Origin of the sequence: Blautia sp. AM28-27 (assembly GCF_003480905.1) — a bacterium.
Lineage (GTDB): Bacteria > Bacillota > Clostridia > Lachnospirales > Lachnospiraceae > Fusicatenibacter > Fusicatenibacter saccharivorans.
The window spans coordinates 62,643-83,406 of record NZ_QUJK01000001.1 but is presented as its reverse complement, the minus strand read 5'-3'; the positions used below and the strand labels follow the sequence as shown (position 1 = coordinate 83,406).

General features: G+C 47.8%; 14 protein-coding genes and 1 riboswitch. Of the genes, 4 read left to right on the top strand and 10 right to left on the bottom strand.

Translation table 11 applies throughout. The annotated features are described in order from the left end of the window. Positions 1–89: 89 nt before the first annotated feature. The 7 genes from DW743_RS00340 to DW743_RS00310 all read right to left on the bottom strand — a co-directional run bounded on the left by DW743_RS00340 (position 90) and on the right by DW743_RS00310 (position 9,879). A complete protein-coding gene (locus tag DW743_RS00340; protein WP_117761714.1) occupies positions 90–3,485 on the bottom strand; it encodes a DEAD/DEAH box helicase in 3,396 nt (1,131 codons plus the stop codon). Between the two features lie 52 nt (positions 3,486–3,537). Beyond that, on the bottom strand, positions 3,538–4,203 hold the full coding sequence (locus DW743_RS00335) for a DUF2399 domain-containing protein (RefSeq protein ID WP_055226843.1): 666 nt from the start codon (positions 4,201–4,203) through the stop codon (positions 3,538–3,540). Positions 4,204–4,537: 334 nt separating this feature from the next. Then, on the bottom strand, positions 4,538–5,731 hold the full coding sequence (gene tuf / locus DW743_RS00330) for an elongation factor Tu (protein ID WP_022463261.1): 1,194 nt from the start codon (positions 5,729–5,731) through the stop codon (positions 4,538–4,540). 198 nt (positions 5,732–5,929) lie between these two features. After that, positions 5,930–8,047, bottom strand: a complete 2,118-nt coding sequence (gene fusA, locus DW743_RS00325) for an elongation factor G (protein WP_055219269.1) — start codon at positions 8,045–8,047, stop codon at positions 5,930–5,932. 15 nt (positions 8,048–8,062) lie between these two features. Beyond that, on the bottom strand, positions 8,063–8,533 hold the full coding sequence (gene rpsG, locus DW743_RS00320; RefSeq protein ID WP_022463259.1) for a 30S ribosomal protein S7: 471 nt from the start codon (positions 8,531–8,533) through the stop codon (positions 8,063–8,065). Positions 8,534–8,706: 173 nt separating this feature from the next. Continuing rightward, on the bottom strand, positions 8,707–9,123 hold the full coding sequence (gene rpsL, locus DW743_RS00315; RefSeq protein WP_022463258.1) for a 30S ribosomal protein S12: 417 nt from the start codon (positions 9,121–9,123) through the stop codon (positions 8,707–8,709). Between the two features lie 288 nt (positions 9,124–9,411). After that, the gene (locus tag DW743_RS00310; protein WP_117761715.1) at positions 9,412–9,879 is read right to left on the bottom strand and encodes a hypothetical protein; all 468 of its coding nucleotides are present in this window, start codon (positions 9,877–9,879) and stop codon (positions 9,412–9,414) included. Positions 9,880–10,039: 160 nt separating this feature from the next. Next, positions 10,040–10,084: riboswitch (PreQ1 riboswitch) on the top strand. Positions 10,085–10,112: 28 nt separating this feature from the next. Here DW743_RS00310 and DW743_RS00305 point away from each other — a divergent pair. Beyond that, the gene (locus DW743_RS00305) at positions 10,113–11,159 is read left to right on the top strand and encodes a nucleoside hydrolase (protein WP_117509905.1); all 1,047 of its coding nucleotides are present in this window, start codon (positions 10,113–10,115) and stop codon (positions 11,157–11,159) included. Then, positions 11,156–11,767 (top strand): ECF transporter S component, encoded by a 612-nt coding sequence (locus tag DW743_RS00300; protein WP_022463255.1) that lies wholly within the window; start codon positions 11,156–11,158, stop codon positions 11,765–11,767. Before DW743_RS00305 ends, DW743_RS00300 begins: the two co-directional genes overlap by 4 nt. Before the next feature lie 153 nt (positions 11,768–11,920). On the opposite strand, the gene DW743_RS00295 is transcribed toward DW743_RS00300, so the two are convergent. Beyond that, the gene (locus DW743_RS00295) at positions 11,921–13,930 is read right to left on the bottom strand and encodes a glycoside hydrolase family 127 protein (protein WP_117761716.1); all 2,010 of its coding nucleotides are present in this window, start codon (positions 13,928–13,930) and stop codon (positions 11,921–11,923) included. A 189-nt stretch (positions 13,931–14,119) separates the two neighbouring features. Between DW743_RS00295 and DW743_RS00290 the strand changes: the two genes are divergently transcribed. Continuing rightward, on the top strand, positions 14,120–15,052 hold the full coding sequence (locus tag DW743_RS00290; RefSeq protein ID WP_117761717.1) for an AraC family transcriptional regulator: 933 nt from the start codon (positions 14,120–14,122) through the stop codon (positions 15,050–15,052). Positions 15,053–15,414: 362 nt separating this feature from the next. Here DW743_RS00290 and DW743_RS00285 read toward each other — a convergent pair whose 3' ends face one another. Beyond that, entirely contained in the window at positions 15,415–18,429 is a 3,015-nt protein-coding gene (locus DW743_RS00285) for a hypothetical protein (protein WP_117761718.1), read from the bottom strand. Between the two features lie 350 nt (positions 18,430–18,779). Between DW743_RS00285 and DW743_RS00280 the strand changes: the two genes are divergently transcribed. Then, positions 18,780–19,439 (top strand): TetR/AcrR family transcriptional regulator, encoded by a 660-nt coding sequence (locus DW743_RS00280; protein WP_117509909.1) that lies wholly within the window; start codon positions 18,780–18,782, stop codon positions 19,437–19,439. Positions 19,440–19,644: 205 nt separating this feature from the next. Here the strand turns inward: DW743_RS00280 and DW743_RS00275 are convergent, their stop codons facing one another. Continuing rightward, positions 19,645–20,418, bottom strand: a complete 774-nt coding sequence (locus DW743_RS00275) for an SGNH/GDSL hydrolase family protein (RefSeq protein WP_117509910.1) — start codon at positions 20,416–20,418, stop codon at positions 19,645–19,647. Positions 20,419–20,764: the final 346 nt, after the last annotated feature.

Here is a 20,764-nt window from a genome sequence, read left to right as displayed (position 1 = left end):
GGTATGACAGAAACGTATCCCTTTTATATTTTCCTGCATTGCTGCTGCATTTCGTCCTTACATCAAATCTTTTTCTGCTTTTCGCGGTTTCAGAACCGTTCTTCCAAAAGCTCAAGCAGTTCCTCTCTCTGAAAGGATGCTGTCTTAATTTCATCACCGGAAAGGATCTCTTCCGCCAGCTCTTCTTTCATCTGCTGAAGCTTGATGATTTTTTCCTCGATGGTTCCTTTTGCAATCAATTTGTATACCGTCACAACATTTTTCTGCCCAATACGATGTGCACGGTCTGTCGCCTGATTTTCAACAGCAACATTCCACCATGGATCGTAATGGATGACGATATCCGCGCCGGTCAGGTTCAGGCCGGTTCCACCTGCTTTCAGGGAAATACAGAATACAGACGTGTCATCCCGGTTGAACTGTTCCACCATTTGTGCACGCTGCTCTTTTTTCGTGCTTCCCTGCAGGACAAAGCAGCTGATGCTTTCTTCCTGCAGACGTGCGGTCAGGATCTCGATCATCGAAGTGAACTGGGAGAACAGCAGGATTTTGTGGCCGGATTCCACGGCACTCTGAATCAGCTCGATGCAGAGATCGAGTTTTGCCGAACCGCCTTCGTAATTTTCGTAAACAAGCGCAGGATCACAGCATAGCTGACGCAGCCGCGTCAGTTCAGAGAGCACCTGGAACCTGGAATCGGCAAATTCTTCCTCTGTCTGGTTCTGCAGCATAAGCGCCAGCCGCTGGGCATGTGCATGATACAGCTCCTTCTGCTTCTGTTCCATGCAGGCAGCCATATTTTTCTCAATTTTGTCCGGCAGATCCTTCAGCACTTCCTTCTTCAGACGGCGCAGAATAAACGGACGGATCATCTTTTGCAGACGTTCTAATCTTTCTTCGTCGCCGTTCCGCACAATCGGAAGTTCAAACTGCTCGCGGAATTTCTGATATCCATAGAGGAATCCCGGCATCAGATAATCAAAGATGCTCCATAGTTCACTTAACTGGTTTTCTACCGGTGTTCCGGTTAATGCCAGGCGGAACGATGCATGGATCGTTTTCACGGCTTTTGCTCCCTGCGTTGCGTGATTTTTGATGAACTGCGCCTCATCAATGATCTCGCAGAAGAACGGGAGATCCTGATACAGTTCGATATCGCGGCGGAGCAAATCGTACGAGGTAATCAAAATATCCTGCATACCGGCATTTTGGATCATCTCTTTCCTCTGTTCCTGTGTGCCGGCGACGAGTCTCGTCTGCAGCTCCGGAGCAAAGCGGGCACATTCGCTCTCCCAGTTATAGACGAGAGATGCCGGTGCAACGATCAAAGAACGACGATTTGCATCTTCGGGTGCTTCCTGCATTTCAGATAAGAGAAAGGCGATGGTCTGCAGCGTCTTTCCAAGTCCCATATCATCCGCCAGAATACCGCCAAAGCCGTTCTGGCATAAGGTTTTCAGCCACCAGAATCCTGTTTTCTGATATTCACGGAGCTGTGCCTGCAGATTGTCCGGAAGTTCAAAATCGTTCTCCTCTGCAGTTTTCATATTTCGGATCAGCATACGGAACTCGCGGTTTTTCTCAACCTGAAGATCATCCTGCTCTTTTAAACGGGTATCGAGGTAGAGTGCTCGGTATTTCGGAATTGTGATCTCGCCGCTCTTCAGCTTTGCCTCGGAGATCTGCAGATTTTCCCGCAGTTCCGAGAGAACGCGGATACCGTCCTCGTCCATATCCATAAATTCACCGGTCCTCAGGCGGTAAAATTTCTTTTTCCGGTCATATTTTGAAAGAATCTCTGCCAGTTCCTCCATGCCAAAATTGCCCGGATTCAAATGAAGTTCCAGTACATTTTCTGCGAGGGATACACCGACAGAAACTTTCGGGGACGGGATGACACGGATCGCTTTTAACCGGTCAGAAACAAAAATTTCGCCCAGTTTCTGCAGATCTTCCATACCGCTGCTTAAAAACTCATACATCTCATCGGCTCCCTGGAGAAGCATCTGATGTTTCCGCGCATCATAGGCACTGAAACAGGATCGAACGAGCTGGTTTGCCGCCGCTTCTTTCCGTACATCACGGCCATGGGAAAGCTGATGGATATCGTTTGCATCTGCAAAAACATTGTATTTTTTCTCGCCATAGACAGCCAGAAGTTCGCAGGTAATCATATCATGCTGCGGCGCATCCAGATAAATCTGAAATTCCACCTGCGGCGGAAGATACTGCTGTAATTCCAGCTTTTCTTCTTTTTTTACCTTAAAATGTTCCTCCAACACCGGAAGAAGTCCCTGGCAGAAGGTCGGGATATCTTCTTTTGCAATTTCACAGACTCCGTCCGGACATCGCTCCATATATTCCAGGAAGTCGCAGACTTCTGCTATCTCTTCCCTTGGGATTCGGTAAATTGTATTTTTTTCTGAAAGAAAATACAAATATTTTCTGCCATAAAAAATGGGATCCGCATACATCTGTACCTTTAGGCCATCTGCTTTCCGTAAAAGCTTCATTTCATACTGCGGCATCCCCTCCTGGCAGTGCCACAGTTTTTCTTCTCTCCAGTTCGTACGACAAAAGAACTCCTGGCTGCCAACAGCCTCAAAAAATTCATCCATATTCTGCACAGAAATCATCACATAACGGTCATCAAAACAGGACGCATAGCTGCCGGTACCTATCTGATAGCATGAGCCGCATTCCATGGTATATGCACTCAGAAATTCTACCATCGGACGGCTTTCTTCTTCAAAAGCATCCATACAGTGCAAAAAAGAAAGCTGCGCACCGTAGCTGACCGTTTCCATATTTTTTACAGCTGCTGTCATTTTGGAAACACTTTTTAATACATACATCCTTTTGCTTCCGATTTTAAATTCTGCCCGAAAGGAATCGTCAAACTGGCTCTCCAGATGAATTTCCAGTTTAACCTGACCTGCTTTTGCTTTCGGCAGAAAAGCAACCTGATCCCGCATCACATAATGTGAAAGCAGTTCAGAAAAACCGGGGCTTGTCTCTGCTTTTGGTATTGGTTTTACTACTTTTCTGACAATTTTATGTTCTCCCTGGAATTCTTCCATTCCTTTTTTCACGCCGACAGCACGAAGAAGCTGCTCCAGTTCCTGATGTTCTTCGTCATTTCTCACTTTTTCTTCCAGTTTTTTTCTCTCTTTTTTCCGCCATTCAAGATAGTACAGCAAAACAGCGACACAATGTTTGCACAATCCCCAGTACTGCTCATGTGCCGGACAATCACAATCATCTTCCATAATTTCAGACATTTCTTCATCTACAGAAACGCTGACACAATACATATTTTTTCCGCTTCCGTCTACGACAGCTGTAATTTTATGCAGTTGATATCCGAAAATATCCTTCATTTCCTGTACCTGAAAAGCATGCACTTTCTGTTCTTCATAAATCTTTTTTCCACGGTTATATGATACGGAATTCGTCTCCTGTTTGATGTCCGCCTTTGTAATCATGCTGGTAAAATCCTTTCTGTTCTATCTTTTCCCATCATTCACAATTCGTATTTTACAGATTCTGGTTTTGATCACATCCGACAAGCTTCTCGGAAAGCTCTTTTAAAATATTTTCCTGATATCCCGCTTTTCCTGTTTTCCTTACCAGTTCCGCCGTTTCTCTTAATAACGGGTGCCAAATGTGTTCCAGCTTTTTTCTGCCATTCTCTCCAAATACTTCTTTTGAAAGACTGTTCCGGTAATCCTCTGGTGACATTCCAAAGAATTGGATTCTGTTTCCGAACCGCTGCCAGAGTCTGTCGGCAATTCCAATCCCATCCGGGTCAAGATCTCCACTGTAGTAAATGGGAATCCCACTCTGTACGATCAACGAAATCAGTTTTAATGCTGCATACCGCGGCTGTCCCGACGTACACAGCAGCGACACATTCTTTCCCTGCACCTGTTCCATAAGATAGCTGAATACCATTTCGTTTTCCACAATGTATACACACGTTCCGACAGGCTGTACTTCTGTAATACCCTTCAGATTTTCCATGGTAAGCACATACGGTTCCCCGCATCGGCAAAAGGCTTCATATGCTGGATGCCATATCTCCTGTTTTTTCAAACGAATTCCAAACGCATGTACCATGGAAGAAATATTATCCGGCACAACTCCCACGCACTGCAGCAGTTCTCTCCATTGCATTCGGTACTGATAAATAAGAGGTTTCATCAATTGCCTCCAAGTAGTCCATCCTTTTTTCCTTTCTTATTCTCTTTTATTTCAACTAATAAAAATTATATCATATCCTGCTATATATGATAAGTTTCTTTTGGTTAAAAACAGAAAAACCCCGGCCGCCTTACGGCGCCGGGGTCTCTTACGTTTGAGCACAAGTATCTTTCGATACAATTATATTTTATTTCCCGCAGTGCTTTCCTCGATTTCGCTTCGCTCCATCTCGGTCGGGCTGTCGCCCTATAAATTCTCCGACTAATGCCCTTGTGTGAGCAAGCTCCCACCGGTCATTACTCTCCGAATTTGCACTGCTCATAGATAACCGAAATTAGTCGATCAGAGTAGCAACACGGCCTGATCCAACGGTACGGCCACCCTCACGGATAGCGAAGGTAAGACCCTGATCCATAGCGATCGGGTGGATCAGTTCGATGGTCATCTCAACGTTATCGCCAGGCATGCACATCTCAGTTCCTTCCGGAAGAGTGATAACACCTGTTACGTCAGTTGTACGGAAGTAGAACTGCGGACGATAGTTGTTGAAGAATGGAGTATGACGGCCACCCTCGTCTTTTGTCAGAACGTATACCTGAGCGGTAAATTTGGTATGGCAGTGAACGGTACCTGGTTTAGCCAGAACCTGTCCTCTTTCGATCTCTGTTCTCTGAACACCACGAAGCAGAGCACCGATGTTATCACCAGCCTGAGCCTCATCGAGGAGTTTACGGAACATCTCGATACCAGTTACAACAGTTTTCTTGGTCTCTTCTTTCAGACCTGCGATTTCAACTTCCTCATTCAGATGAAGAACACCAGCCTCAACACGGCCAGTAGCAACAGTACCACGACCAGTGATGGTGAATACGTCCTCTACAGGCATGATGAAATCTTTATCAGTGTCACGCTGCGGATCCGGGATCCAGCTATCTACTGCATCCATAAGCTCCATGATTTTATCTCCCCATGGGCCAGCCGGATCTTCCAGAGCTTTCAGAGCAGAACCCTGGATGATCGGAGTGTCATCTCCCGGGAAGTCATACTCGTTCAGCAGCTCACGGATCTCCATGTCTACCAGCTCAAGCAGCTCTTCGTCGTCTACCATATCGCATTTGTTCATGAATACAACGATGTAAGGTACACCTACCTGACGGGACAGAAGGATGTGCTCTTTTGTCTGAGCCATAACACCGTCTGTAGCAGCTACTACAAGGATAGCTCCGTCCATCTGTGCAGCACCAGTGATCATGTTCTTTACATAGTCAGCATGGCCTGGGCAGTCAACGTGTGCATAGTGTCTTTTCTCTGTCTGATACTCAACGTGTGCAGTAGAGATTGTGATACCACGCTCTCTCTCTTCCGGAGCTTTATCGATATCTTCGAAGTTCTCAGCAGTGTTTCCTTCTACTCTGGTAGAAAGTACTTTTGTGATAGCTGCGGTCAGAGTTGTTTTACCATGGTCAACGTGGCCGATGGTACCAATGTTACAATGCGGTTTTGTTCTTTCAAATTTAGCTTTAGCCATTTTAAAATGTCCTCCTTAAAATTGCGCCCAGTGGGCTTTTTTGAGACTAAATTGGTGGCAGGAACCCACCTGAATCGTAAATCTGCTAAGTCTGATTATATTGCATTTCTGTCCTATTTGCAAGGGAAATCTTTGAAAAAGATATACATTCAGGCTGTGCAGCCGGTAAGGACTGCACAACCAGTACGTTTTCTCAAATTATTTTGCTTTTGCAGACAGAACTTTTTCCTGTACGTTTTTCGGAACCTGCTCGTATTTATCAAAGAACATGGAGTAGTTACCACGTCCCTGAGTTTTAGAACGAAGGTCTGTTGCGTAACCGAACATTTCAGCCAGCGGTACGAATCCACGGATCATCTTTCCGCCGCCGATGTCATCCATACCCTCGATACGACCACGACGGGAGTTGATATCACCGATAACATCACCCATGTAATCTTCCGGAGTGGAAACTTCGACTTTCATGATAGGCTCAAGAAGAACCGGAGCACCCTTCTGCATAGCTTCCTTGAATGCCAGAGAACCAGCAATGTGGAATGCCATCTCAGAAGAATCGACCTCATGATAAGATCCGTCGTATACATTTGCATGAACACCGACTACCGGGAAGCCTCCCAGGATACCGGCTTTCATAGCCTCTTCGATACCTTCGCCTACAGCCGGGATATACTCTTTCGGAATAGCTCCACCGACAACGGTAGACTCGAATTTGTAAATCTCTTCGCCGTTTGCATCCATAGGCTCGAATTTAACTTTACAGTGACCATACTGTCCACGTCCACCAGACTGTTTTGCATATTTGCTGTCGATGTCTGCCGGTTTGGTAATGGTCTCTTTGTATGCAACCTGCGGAGCACCTACGTTAGCCTCTACTTTGAATTCACGAAGCAGACGGTCAACGATGATTTCCAGATGCAGCTCACCCATACCAGCGATGATGGTCTGACCAGTTTCCTGATTGGTGTGTGCACGGAAGGTCGGATCCTCCTCAGCCAGTTTTGCAAGGGACTCGCCCAGTTTGCCCTGGCCTGCTTTTGTCTTAGGCTCGATAGCCAGCTCGATAACCGGCTCCGGGAACTCCATAGACTCAAGGATTACCGGATGCTGCTCGTCGCAGATGGTATCACCTGTTGTGGTGAACTTGAATCCGATTGCAGCTGCAATGTCACCGGAGTAAACTTTATCCAGCTCCATACGTTTGTTTGCATGCATCTGAAGGATACGTCCAACACGCTCTTTTTTATCTTTTGTTGCATTCAGTACGTAAGAACCGGAGTTCATGGTTCCTGAATACACACGGAAGTATGCCAGCTTACCAACGAATGGGTCTGTCATAATCTTGAATGCCAGTGCGGAGAACGGCTCGTCATCGGAAGAATGTCTTACGATCGGGTTTCCGTCCAGATCGGTACCCTCGATTGGCGGGATATCGGTCGGAGCCGGCATGTACTCAAGAATAGCGTCCAGGAGTTTCTGAACACCTTTGTTTCTGTATGCAGAACCGCAGCATACCGGTACAGCTGTACACTCGCAGGTAGCTTTACGCAGAACTGCTTTCATCTCGTCTACAGACGGGATATCATCATCCAGATAACGCATCATCAGCTCATCATCCAGCTCGCAGATTTTCTCTACCAGCTCGGTGTGATACAGCTCAGCGTCGTCTTTCATATCTTCCGGGATATCAACGATGGAGATATCATCGCCCTTATCGTCGTTGTAGATGTAAGCTTTCATCTCGAACAGATCGATAATTCCCTTGAACTCATCTTCCTTACCAATTGGAAGCTGAAGGCAGATAGCATTTTTACCAAGTCTGGTCTTGATCTGATCTACAGCGTTGTAGAAGTCAGCACCAAGGATGTCCATCTTGTTGATGAATGCCATACGCGGTACGTTGTAGGTATCAGCCTGACGCCATACGTTCTCAGACTGAGGCTCTACACCACCTTTTGCACAGAACACGCCGACAGCGCCGTCCAGTACACGAAGAGAACGCTCTACCTCTACGGTAAAGTCAACGTGGCCTGGGGTATCAATGATGTTGATACGGTGCTCAAGAGCGCCCGGTTTCGGCTTGCAGTTCTCTTCCAGAGTCCAGTGGCAGGTTGTAGCAGCTGAAGTAATTGTGATACCACGCTCCTGCTCCTGTTCCATCCAGTCCATGGTAGCAGTTCCTTCGTGAGTATCACCAATCTTGTAGTTAACACCGGTATAGTACAGGATACGCTCGGTCAGGGTTGTTTTACCTGCATCGATGTGAGCCATAATACCAATGTTTCTGGTTCTCTCTAATGGATATTCTCTTCCAGCCAACGGATTTTCCTCCTCTTAGAATCTGTAGTGAGCAAATGCCTTGTTAGCCTCTGCCATCTTATGAACTTCTTCTTTCTTCTTCACAGAAGCACCTGTGTTGTTAGATGCATCCAGAATCTCGTTTGCCAGTCTGTCTTCCATGGTACGCTCGCCTCTCTTACGAGAATAAGCGGTCAGCCAACGAAGGCCAAGAGCCTGACGTCTGTCCGGTCTTACCTCGATCGGTACCTGATAAGTAGCACCACCGATACGTCTTGCTTTTACTTCAAGAACCGGCATGATATTGTTCATTGCTTCTTCAAATACTTCGATTGCTGGTTTTCCAGCTTTTTCTTCTACTTTAGCAAATGCGCCGTATACGATTTTCTGGGCAACACCTCTCTTACCATCCAGCATGATGTTGTTGATCAGCTTGGTTACCACTTTGTTATTGTATAACGGATCTGCTAAAACATCTCTTTTCTGAGTATGTCCTTTACGTGGCACGTTACTTCCCTCCTTAACCATCATTCGATTAAATCATCGGTACTCACACTTATTTGCAGTATGTCCGCGCGTGTAAATTCTCTATAAATCCGCAGCCGTGGGGATTTATGGAATAACGCACAACATTTCGCTTTTTTGTGATACTAGATATATCTCGAACTCGTTTTACTTAATTATTTCTTTTTCGGTCTCTTAGCACCGTATTTAGAACGGGCCTGTTTTCTGTTAGCAACACCTGCAGTATCAAGTGTACCACGGATGATGTGGTATCTGGTACCTGGCAGGTCCTTAACTCTTCCTCCACGGATCAGAACAACGCTGTGCTCCTGAAGGTTGTGACCTTCTCCTGGGATGTAACTTGTTACTTCGATTCCGTTGGAAAGACGAACTCTGGCGATTTTACGAAGAGCTGAGTTAGGTTTTTTCGGTGTAGCAGTTTTAACAGCTGTGCACACACCTCTCTTCTGAGGAGAAGACATATCTGTGGATTTCTTTCTCAGAGAATTGTAGCTTTTCTGCAGTGCCGGCGCGGTAGATTTCTTTACGGAAGTCTCACGGCCTTTTCTTACTAACTGGTTGAATGTTGGCATTCCATTTCACCTCCTGATAGATTTCTCCGTGTGTCCCACGGGGTTTCATACGGCTGCTTTAGTTCAACATAATTGCTTTGCAGCTTTTGCGCGCACAAAAAACAGTCTTTTACGCACGCTCGTTTATTATAGCGTCTGTCCTTTCAAAAGTCAAGGGGGAAATTCGCAAAAAATCGCGTATTTACGCGGCTTCTGCGGATTTCCCCCATTGATGCATTACTGTGCAAAAGTATTTTTTCTTCCTATTATAATCTCACCAGATTATTTTCTGACATTTTCTGTTTTTCGTTAAAGCGGACGGTTCCTGAAGGCCGGACACGCATCACACCGCTTCGGCTTCTCCTCGCTCTGTGCATTGCCCCAGAGGTCACGCGCTTTCTCTTCGGCACACCCTTTGCACCAGGGAAACATGCGGACATTGCTGATGTAAAAGTTCTCAAAGTTTGTCTCGTCGTTGTTGATGTCAAACTGCTGCTTTCTCGACAGTTCTTCCGTATGTTCTGCAATCCAGGCCTTCTGCCCTTCGGTCGCCGGATACCCCGGTCCGCCGAGGACGTAATCCATATCGGCATGGAGATTTTCCGGTTCGCCTGGTTTGTGGAATCCTACAAATAAAATATAACCGCGGCGCAAAAGCTCCTGGATCGGCTCGTCCGTCTGGCCGTCCGAACCTAAAATCGCCCGCGCGGTCTGCGCATGAAAATTTTCTGTTTTGGGATAGAATTTCCCAGTTGGTGCTAAAAATCCATCTGCCATTTTCTTTTCTCCCATGTTCTCATTTGCTGTATGCTTTTCTATACCATAACCGATTTTTTCAAAACAGGCAAGGTTTGTTTTACTAGATTTTTTTTTTTATCTGTGCTATACTCTTTCCCGTGCATTTATGCAATCGGATTTTCCCGTCTTTTTGCGGGTGTCCGGACTGGTTCGTGAACTTCCCAGTATAAAAAACCAAGTATCTCAAAATTTTCATCAAAGGAGATTGGAAAATGAATGCAAGAAAACTGATCATCGACTGTGATCCGGGCATCGACGATTCTCTCGCCCTGATGCTTGCCGCGGCTTCGAAAGAGCTGGATCTTGTCGGCATCACCACAGTCAGCGGAAATGTACCCGCTTCTATGGGCGCTAAAAATGCCCTCAAAATTCTTTCTATGATTGGAAAACCAGATGTCCCGGTTTATGTCGGCGAGGAGACGCCTCTGGTCCGCGACTACGTGGACGCGATGGACACCCACGGCATGGACGGTCTCGGCGAATCGGGCTGGCCGGATGCCGAAGGCCTTACGCCAAACAAGGACGCTGTTTCTTTCCTGATCGAAACCTTAAAAACAACCCCTGATGTTACCATTCTTGCCCTCGGACCGATGACGAACCTTGCAAAAGTCATCTCCCGCGCACCGGAGTGCCTGACAAACCTGACGGCTCTTGTCTCCATGGGCGGAAGCTATAAGAGCCATGGAAACTGCTCCCCGGTTGCCGAGTACAATTACTGGTGCGACCCGGATGCCGCAGCCGAAGTATTCCGCGCGTTTTCCGAGCTGCCGCAGCTTGCAGGCAAAAAGCTTCATATGATCGGGCTGGATGTCACACGAAAAATTGTCCTGACGCCGAATCTTGTGGAATATATGAAATGCGTAAATCCAGGAGTCGGAACCCGCATTGAGGAGCTGACGCGCTTCTACTTTGATTTCCACTGGAAACAGGAAAAGGTCATCGGATGCGTGATCAACGATCCGCTCGCGGCCGCTTATCTTGTGGATCCGTCGCTCTGCAGCGGTTTTGATGCGTATACGCAGGTAGAAACCGGAGGCCTCTGCATCGGACAGACGGTTGTGGATGCCATGAATTTTTATCAGAAAGCACCGAACAGCCACATTCTGACGCAGGTCGATGTGCGCCGTTTCTTCCTGATGTTCTTTGAGCGCGTTCTCGGCGTGCCGCAGGAGGAATCCGCACCGGTTCTCGACCAGATTCTCACCGCACCGCCGGTCTTCCCACATGAGACGATGTTTCAGAAGGGAGGCGAGGCATGATGAATACTAACCGTACGTTAAAACTCACGACACTCGCGCTCTGCGGTGTCATCAATATTCTCGGCGGTACCATTGCTCTGCTGCTGCGTCTTCCGGTTTATCTGGACTCCATCGGAACAGTTCTGGCAGCCGCTCTGTTCGGACCTGCTGCAGGCCTCGTTCCGGGACTGATCTCCGGACTCATTTCCGGCATGACGAGTGATGTCTATGCGTTTTACTATATTCCGGTGCAGCTTGTCATCGGTCTCGTTGCCGGCCTTGTATTCCGCAGACTCCGCCCGTCCCATACGGCAGGATCCCGCAGCGAGAGTCTTTCCCTCCGCTCCATGGGCTGGAAGCTGTTTCCGGCAGCGCTTGTGATCTCACTTCCGGGTACTGTGGTAAGTTCCACAATCACCGCGGTTGTTTTCGGTGGAATTACTTCCTCCGGCTCCACTGTGCTGGTGCAGCTGCTTCACAGCCTCGGTATGAATCTGACTCTCTCTGTCTGCGTTGTACAGGCCATGACAGACTTTGTGGATCGAATGATTGTTCTTGCGGTCGTCCTCGTGATTCTGCCCGCCGTTTCTTCTGCTTTCGGCAGTCTTTCTATGAGAAGCAGAAAATAATCTGTACCAATAGCACAAATAATCCTACAAAAAATTCACTTTCTTTTTTGCAGGATTCTCATATTTTGGCATAACAAGAACTCCGGAAAAAAAGGGGAGGCTGCATCAGGAGCCATCCCTTTTCCGGAGTTTTTTATTTCTTCTTTAATAAAATCATTCACATGCGCGGATCCATACCTGCATTTCGCCCTCACCTCGGTTGTTCCACATATAATATGGAATCAGCTTCAGTTTCGTCTTTTCCTCTTCCTCTTTCTGATACAGATGATACAACGGCTGTTTTTCCGCATCGCCCAGCTTCATGCGACGTCCCTCGGCCGTTACGCGCACAAAGTGCTCGCCCAGCTCATCGGCTGCTTCTGCGGTTTTTTCACCATTCACACAGAGTTTTGTCAAATGCAGATTCTTTCCGTTGTCTGCTTCTTCCATACAGTAAACAACCGGTCCTCGTTTTACGGCAACACGGCCGGCGTCCTCGCGTACAAGCGGATTGGATGCCAAAAACTGGATTTCCATCGGAAAGTTCAGGCGGATCGTCTCACCCTCCGCCCATACTTTTGTCACATACAGATACCCGTCTTTTTCTTTCACTTCTGCGCCTTTTGGAATCTCTTTTTCATAAGAAGCACACCATCCCGGGATGCGGAATGCAAAGGTGTACGGCTCTTTGGTATCGCTCTCGCAGGTCACGGAAACATGGCCGTCCCACGGGAATTCGGAAGTGATGGATGCTTTTACTTTTTCTCCTTCCACTGTTCCACCCATGTACAAGTGGACAAACAGGGTTGTGTCGTTTTCCGTGTATGCATAAGATGCAACTGAGCTTACCGTTCTTGCCAGGTTCGGAGGGCAGCAGGCACAGCCGAACCATTTCTGACGGATCGGTTTTACATGGAATTTCCGCTCATCCTTGTGACATGCCTCCGGCAGTACCTCCAGCGGATTGACATAGAAGAAGCTCTTTCCGTCGAGCGCCATTCCGGAGAGAACGCCATTGTAGAGGGCTAATTCCATCACATCCGCGTACTCTGCTTTTGCCTGAATCTCCAACATGCGGCGAGCAAAGAACACAAGACCGATGGATGCACAGGTCTCTGCGTAAGCGGTATCGTTTGGCAGGTCATAGTTGAAAGAGAATGCCTCTCCTATATGAGTGGCACCGATTCCGCCGGTGACGTACATTTTCTGATGCACCATGTTGTTCCAGAGAGTTTCACAGGCTTTCAGCAGGCTCTCATCCTGCGTTGCCCTTGCCACATCCGCCATGCCGGAATAGAGATATACGGCGCGTACGGAGTGCCCCTGCACCTCATCCTGCTGACGCACCGGGCGGTTTGCCTGATTGTAGCTATATCGTTCCTCGCCCTCCGGGCAGGTCAGACCGCGCTCGATATCGTAATAGTATGGTTTTGTTCCGCGTTCATCGATGAAGTATTTTGCAAGATCGAGATACTTCTGCTCGCCGGTCAGATCATAGAGACGCATCAGAGCCATCTCTGCAATTTCGTGACCAGGATAACCTGCTTTTTTACCCTCGCCGTGACCGAGTTTGCTGGCAATAAAGTCCGCGAAACGCTCTGCTGCTTTTAAGAGACGGTCTTTTCCGGTCGCCTGATAATAGGCTACGGCGCCTTCCGTCAGATGACCGAAGCAGTACAGCTCATGGTTGTCCTTAAGGTTTGTAAAAATCATATCCTGATCGTTGATCAGATAGTAGGTATCGAGGTATCCGTCTTCTCTCTGTGCTGCGCAGACAGCTTCAATTGCTTCATCTGCCGTTTTTTCCAGCTCCGGATCGGGATGCTGTGTCAGGGAGTACGCAACTGCCTCCACCCATTTGGTAAAATCGGTATCCTGGAACAGGAAGCCATAAAATCTTCCGTCCATTTTGCCATCCTTCGGCAGTGTCTCAAAAGTATCCAGCGGGTATTTGATCTGAACAAATTTGTCTCCTTTTGCTTTCCGCTCTTTTTCAACTTCACCGGCGCGGCGGTAGTTCCGCATACAGAAGCTCGGTGCTGCTCCCGGAACATTGTCATTTAAGGCATTCCACTGATACGGAATTACTTCGGTGCGGACAAGCTCCATCTCTTTTTTCCAGAATGCATCAGTAACCTGGACTTTTGCCAGGGATAATGGTTTGCTGAAGTTTTTCTGATCCATTTTTTCGGTCTCCTTTTTCGTTGTCTTCCGCCGCCTCCTGGTTTGAAAAAGATATTTTCCTTGCTTTCAGGGATGGGAAGCGTTACACTTCTTTTGACGGCTGTTTTCCTGTTTTTCTATAGTTTTATTTTAGCAAAACGGATCTCCGTTTAAAATACAAGAATGTTTGAAAAGGTTTGAAATAGTCATATGATCTCTGTTTTATTTCCAGATGCCGCCTGTTTTACCTACGACCTCTGCGGCAAATTCCAGTCCCCGTCCCCGGAGTGGATGCACCTGACACGGAATCTCGTCAATTTTGAACTGATGGTTGTGACGGAAGGAACGCTTTTTATCGCGGACGAACGCCGCTCTTACGAGGTTCACCCCGGCGAATATCTTCTTTTGCCGCCGACCGTCCATCAGCATGGCTCGAAAAAGGGAAGCTGCTCTTTCTACTGGCTCCATTTTATCCCGGGTATCCCCTCCGCACCGATCGTCGCTCCTTCTGACCCGACCGCCGGATCGGTTCTGGATGAGTTTCATGCTGCACCGCCATCCTCCTACCGCCTTGAGGACCTCGCTCCCGCCCAGCTTCCATCCAACTACCCCGAAACGTTATGCATCCCGCTCCAGAGAACGCTTTCCTCCCCGAACCGCGTCATCATCCTCATGAAGCAGCTCCAGGACACTTCCCTGCGTTTCCACAACACGTTCCTCAACAACAGCCTGACTGCCGCTGTTCTCGGCGAAATCAACTGTCAGAGCCCCTTCTACCGCACCTACACTTCCGAAACGCAGCGGACGCAGATCCTGCAGGACATTATCAGCTACATCCAGTACCACAGCAGCGAGTCCCTCAAAGTCACCGAACTCGCCCGTTATTTCGGCTACAACGACAAATACCTCTCCTCCCTCTTCCACGAGGGCACCGGAATGACACTGAAGCAGTTCATCCTGAAATCCAAAACGGACAGCGCAATGGCTGAGCTGACGGACACGAATCACACTGTCTCTCAGATTGCCTATAACGTTGGATTTCAGGATGCGCATAATTTTTCCACGGCTTTCCGAAAGCTCACCGGGATGACGCCGGGACAGTACCGGAAGAGTTATGGGAACCGGAAACTTTCTTTTGAATAGGACGGGAGGATACGACCCCCAGGCACCGCGGGGGGCGGACGCTCCGCTGCGCCCTGGGGACCCATCTACGTTTTGGCGGACGGAAGTGATTTACTCAATGGATGGATTCACTTATTCTTTAGAAATTTACTGTTTCTTTTAGAAAATAGACATACTTTGCTCACATTTCTTCACTATACTATAACTTAGATAGTTGATGAACCACTCAAAACTATCTCCCCCCTCATTATGAAAGAGCAGCCCGCATATCCGCGGGCTGTTCTTATTTTTTGTCTTTTTGCACCCACCTAACGTAAATGCCGCCTGCGGTCGGGGAAAACATCCCGACCGCAGGCGGCCTCACAATCTACCGTGGAATCACATTACTCTTCCGCAGCTTCAATTGCTGCAGTCTCGATAATAAATTTCACGCTTCCATCCATTCCATTTGCCTTACCACTGTAAGAAGTATAAGCGCATTTATCCGAATTCAGCGCCTGAATCCGATCCAGTACATCTCCCAGATCATCCTCAAAGGTACTCTTCAGCTTGCTGGTACCCTCTTCTTCAAACTTCTTCGTACCGTCAGCCAGTTCTTTCGCCCCATCGGACAGCTCGTCAATACCATCAACAACCTTGCTGCTTCCCGATTTCAGATCAGAAGCTCCGCTTGCCAGAGAAGAAGTTCCATTTGCCAGTGTAGAAGCTCCGCTCGCCAGCGTAGATGCTCCGCTTGCCAGCTGGGATGCTCCGCCTGCTACCTGAGAAGCACCGCTTCTTAAGCTTCCGCTGTTTGCAGAAAGTTTTGCAGATCCATCGCTTAACTGGCTTCCCAGCTGTCCAAGACCTGCGGTCAGCTGTGTCGTGCCGCCCTGCAGAGTCGTAACACCCTCAACCAGAGCCGGTGCATTTGCTTTCAGCTGGCTTGCGCCGGAAAGCAGCGTATCATTGTAAGCACTCAGCTGAGTGAATCCTGCGTTCAGTGCATTGATGCCTGCTGTTGCTTTTGCAAAACTCTCATTTGTGCTGCTGTACAGCTGGCTCACACCTGCGGACAGAGTACCGATGCCCTTGTACAGAGCGCTTCCGCCTGCATCAAGCTGTGCCACACCTGCGGTCAGTTTCTGCATTGCACCAAGATTCTGCTCAACAACTGCTTTATTATCGGTGATGGTCTGCATCTGTTTCTTCATGGTCTCAAGCTGCGGCATCAGAGCTGCAACCGTCTTCTGCAGATCACTGTACTGGCTCTTGATGTCGCTCATCTTCTGCTGCATTGCTGCAAGACCGGAGAGATCCGGGCGCTCGATTTCGAAGTTCAGTTCCGGAAGGGTAATCTGCGGAGCTGTAACCGGAGTAACCGAAACGGTTCCGGCGGAAGCGGAAACGCTGACACTTCCGATCTGGTTTCTTGCTTTACTTAAGGAATCGGCAAGCTCTGTATTTCCAGCGCTCTTAGCTGCGGAAATCTGTGCATCCAGTGTAGCTGCTGCTGCAGAGAGCTGATCATTTGCCTGTTTTGCTGCATCGGCGGATGCCTGGCTTGCTGCTGTATCAGCTGCGCTCTGTGCTGCTGCTGTTGCTTCCTGGTTCAGCTGTGCTGCTGCTCCGTCTGCCCATGCCTGAACCTGTGCTGCCATCTGGGTTCCCATCTGCGTTGCCTGATTCGTGATCTGTGCCTCCAGACCGCTTAAGTAGCTCTCAAGTCCTTTGGACAGCGTATCCATCTGGCTCATCAGCTCGCTGCCGTTTGTCATCATGCTGTTGACAGATCCTGCGATTGTGGTGTTCAGAACCTCGGAGAGTGCCTCGGTCTCGGAGATCAGGGTAGAACCGGTGCTGGTCATACCGTCTACCATCGTCAGAAGGCTCTGTACATCGGTGCTCTGCAGCTGCTCGTTCAAACTGGTCAGTCCTTCGGAGAGTTGTTTTGCTCCTGCAAAAATATCATTCTCATCTTTTCCGTCGAGTGCTGCGTTCAGTGTTGCGATTGCACTGTTTACCTCGGTCAGGCCGTCTGCCAGAGGCTGAAGCTGCTCAGCGCCTGCTGCAAGCTGTTTCTCGCCTGCTACATAAGAAGCAACGCCGTCGGACAGCTGTGTTGTTCCGTCGGTGTACTGTTTTACGCCTGCAACGACTTTATTCACACCGTTTACATACTCGGTTACGCTTCCAGTCAGCACACCGTTCTTTCCAAGATACGTCTGGATTGCTTTATTCAGGGTATCAGCGCCCTCGGTGTAGGAGTTTACGCCGCTTGCCAGGGAAGAAGCTCCGCTGCTTAAGGTGGATGCTCCGTTGGACAGGGTAGCTGCTCCGCTGTTTAAGGTAGAAGCTCCGCTGTTCAGAGTAGAAGTTCCGTTTGCCAGAGTCGATGCTCCGCTTGCCAGTGTGCCGGCTCCGCTTGCCAGTGTGCCGGCTCCGCTGTTCAGCTCGTCAGCGCCGTCTTTTAACGTTCCGATACCGTCATCCAGCTCTTTGTAGCTGTCTTTTAAAGTATCCACACCATCGGAGAGTGCCTTGGAACCGTCAACCAGTTCCATTGCAGCATCCTCAAGATCACTCAGTGCATCCTTCAGGTCATCGTATCCGGTGATGTTGTCGGTATTGATGGTGTCGAGAACATCGTCAAGTGCAACGGTGAAGGTAGAATCCAGAGAGAAGTTCTCCACATCTGCAGTGATCTCCAGGCTTTCCGGCAGTTCGAAATCGCTGTCACCGGATACCAGATCTTCAAGGGAATCGGAATTTAATCCCAGGCTTTCCTGCAGGCCAGGCATACCAAATCCGATTACGATGTTTCTGCTTCCATCGGAAATGACTTTACCATTGTCGATCTTGACATTGGAGAAAGTATCCTGCGGAAGAATCATTCCGGTCATCAGGACGAATGGGGTGTACATCGTCTCTTTCTTGCCATTGATGTCAACCGTTGTCTTTGTGTTGTTTGTATAGTCAACTTTGATTTTCAGTTTTCCGCTCTTTCCGGCCAGGTCATCCGGTTTGATTTCCTTGCCGTCCAGATAATAGGTGAACTTCACGGAAACCGGAGGCTCTTTTGTGGTTGTTCCCTGATAATAGATATCCTCGCCGTCTGTCTGCCAGGTCAGCTTGTTTCCGCTCTGGGTGAACTTCTCGTCGCCCTTTACGTTTTTGATGTCCTTCAGTTCACTCTCATCTTTCAGGTTCTTTTCCGTTCCTGCGTTCTTCAGCCAGTTGGATACGGTGATCTGATCTTCCGATCCGTCTGCATTTGCATTTACATATACGGTTTCTTCTTTGGAAACCGCTGCGTCCTCTCCTGTCGCTGCATAAACCGGAGCAGCTCCCATAACAGCAGCCATACCAACAGCAAGACCAGACATCATCTGTTTTCTCAGTTTTCTGTTTCTATTCATTGTGATAAACTTCCTTTCTGTGGTTTTTATAATGGTTTTTTATGATGAAATCCAGGATCATAAGAGAAGTAAAACCCGCTCGGAGTAAGATACTGCGGGATACTGTTTCCCTCAGATCGAGGATGTTTTTCCTATGCCTTTCAATCATCTAATGTTATAACGCAAAAATGACTCTTAGTCAACATTAAATACTGCACAAAATTGACGATCGGTCATTTTTTTCTTCGTGCATAGTCACAAAAATGAGAAAATTAGTCATTTTCCCTTTGACAGTTTCCATGTATTCTAACTATAATTGTAGTTAAGTAAATGACACATGATGTGATATTTTTCAGGAAAGGAGACTCTCTGTGGGAAAAATTGACAACAACAAACAAATGAAACGTGAGTCCCTTCTGGACTCTGCTTTCTCACTTTTTATCAACAACGGCTTTAGTAAAACATCCATTTCGGATATCGTGAATAACGCCGGCGTTGCAAAAGGTACCTTCTATCTTTATTTCAAAGATAAGTACGATATTCGGAATCATCTGATTGCACATAAGGCGAGTCAGGTATTTCAGGCCGCCTACTCAGATCTGCTGCGCCACCCGGATATCCATGATTTTGAAGAGCAGGTGCTTTTTATCACCGACAATATCCTCGACCAGTTTGCCGCCAACCACAGCCTCGTGACGCTTATTTCCAAGCATCTGAGCTGGGGATTCTTCAAAAATTCTCTTACCTTTGCTCCGTTTGCCGACACGCCGGCCATCTACACTATCTATGAATCTCTGCTCTCTCATGCAGCATATACGTATCGTTCACCGGAGCTGATGTTCTATATGATTCTGGAGCTTGTAAGCGGTACAAGCTACAACGCTATCCTGTACCAGCAGCCGGTTCCGCTTGAAGAACTAAAACCGGAGCTTTACGCTGCCATCTGTGGCATTTTCAAACAGTTCCGGATCCGTAAGAAACGAAAAAACGCGGAAAATGCAGGCGCGGATCCCGCCTCACTGTTCTCGTAGAAAAGAAAGAATCCTGCTACGGCAGGATTCTCCGCCTGCGGCGGGTCACTTTGGCGACATAATTCCACTCCGCCGCAGTGCGATCCTGCCCGGAGGGCTTTTTTAATTTACAGGAAAATTCAACGAAGTTTCCTGTAAATCAAAAAATACTTTCGCGGAATCTTTTCAAAAGAAACCACGAAAGTATTTTTATTTTCCTCTTTGCTTATACCTGCTGTTCCAGATATTCACCAATCCGCTGTTCCATCACAGGCACCAGCCACTCGGCATAGCCGGCCTTCATCGGATGAATCGGATCCTGAAGATACAGTTTTCGTTTTTCCGGGGAAACACGGTTGATTTGTTCGTCATTCCAGAAATCGATCACACCGATCTGCCATTTTTCCTGAATTTTCAGAAGCGCCTCTACCATCTTCGCGTACGGCTTGGAATCATACTGTGGATTCGTATAGAACATCACCGGGCAATGCCACGTTTCTTTTGCATATGCAATGATATACTCAATCGCGCCGCAGACAGTTTCGACATCGAAGCTCTCCAGATCGCGGGATTCCGAAATTTCACCGAGCGGGCTGTTGCGTGTTGCATCGTTAGTGGACAGCTGGCAGATAAAAAGATCCACCTGTTGCTTTGGATCAAGCCTGTCGCGCATACGCTCGATGTAGGAATCCTCACCATTATCAATCAGCGTGGTTCCGTTGACCGCTTCTTTGATGCAGGTACAGCTGTCTTTCTTCGCTATGTACTCCGCAAACGAATTGTTGTGGGCAGCAAAGCCCTTCGTCACGGAGGATCCCAAAAATACAACTGTTTTTCCTTTTAACGGACTTGTTTTTTTAAACGGAATACGGGAAACATCGTATCGGACGGAATTTCCCTTTTTAAAATAACCTGTTTTCTTATTCATGCTATATATGCCGCCGACAGCTAAGGCTGCGCCTCCCGCGGCCAGGATTCCGGCTATTATTTTTGCATCCATCGCAAAACCTCCATTATCTGATTCAATACCACTTCACAGATCCTGTCGGATCTTTTTTTCGAATACCCCTATCTTACATCATTTTTCTGAAAATGCAAGTAAACTTTGTTGTCGATTTTGTTCCGATTTTGTTAACAAAATACGGATTTTCTGTGTTCTGGTCGAATTCTGATCGATTCCGGCGATTTTTTTATTCTCTTTCCCTCAAAAACCATTGACTTTCAAGTGCACTTAAATGATATATTAAAAGCAACGTAATTACTATTCTTTCTGTACTTCCAGAGTCCTTCCACGCCTGCTTTACGAAAACCTCTGCGAATACAGAAGCATTGCAAAGGAGAAAATT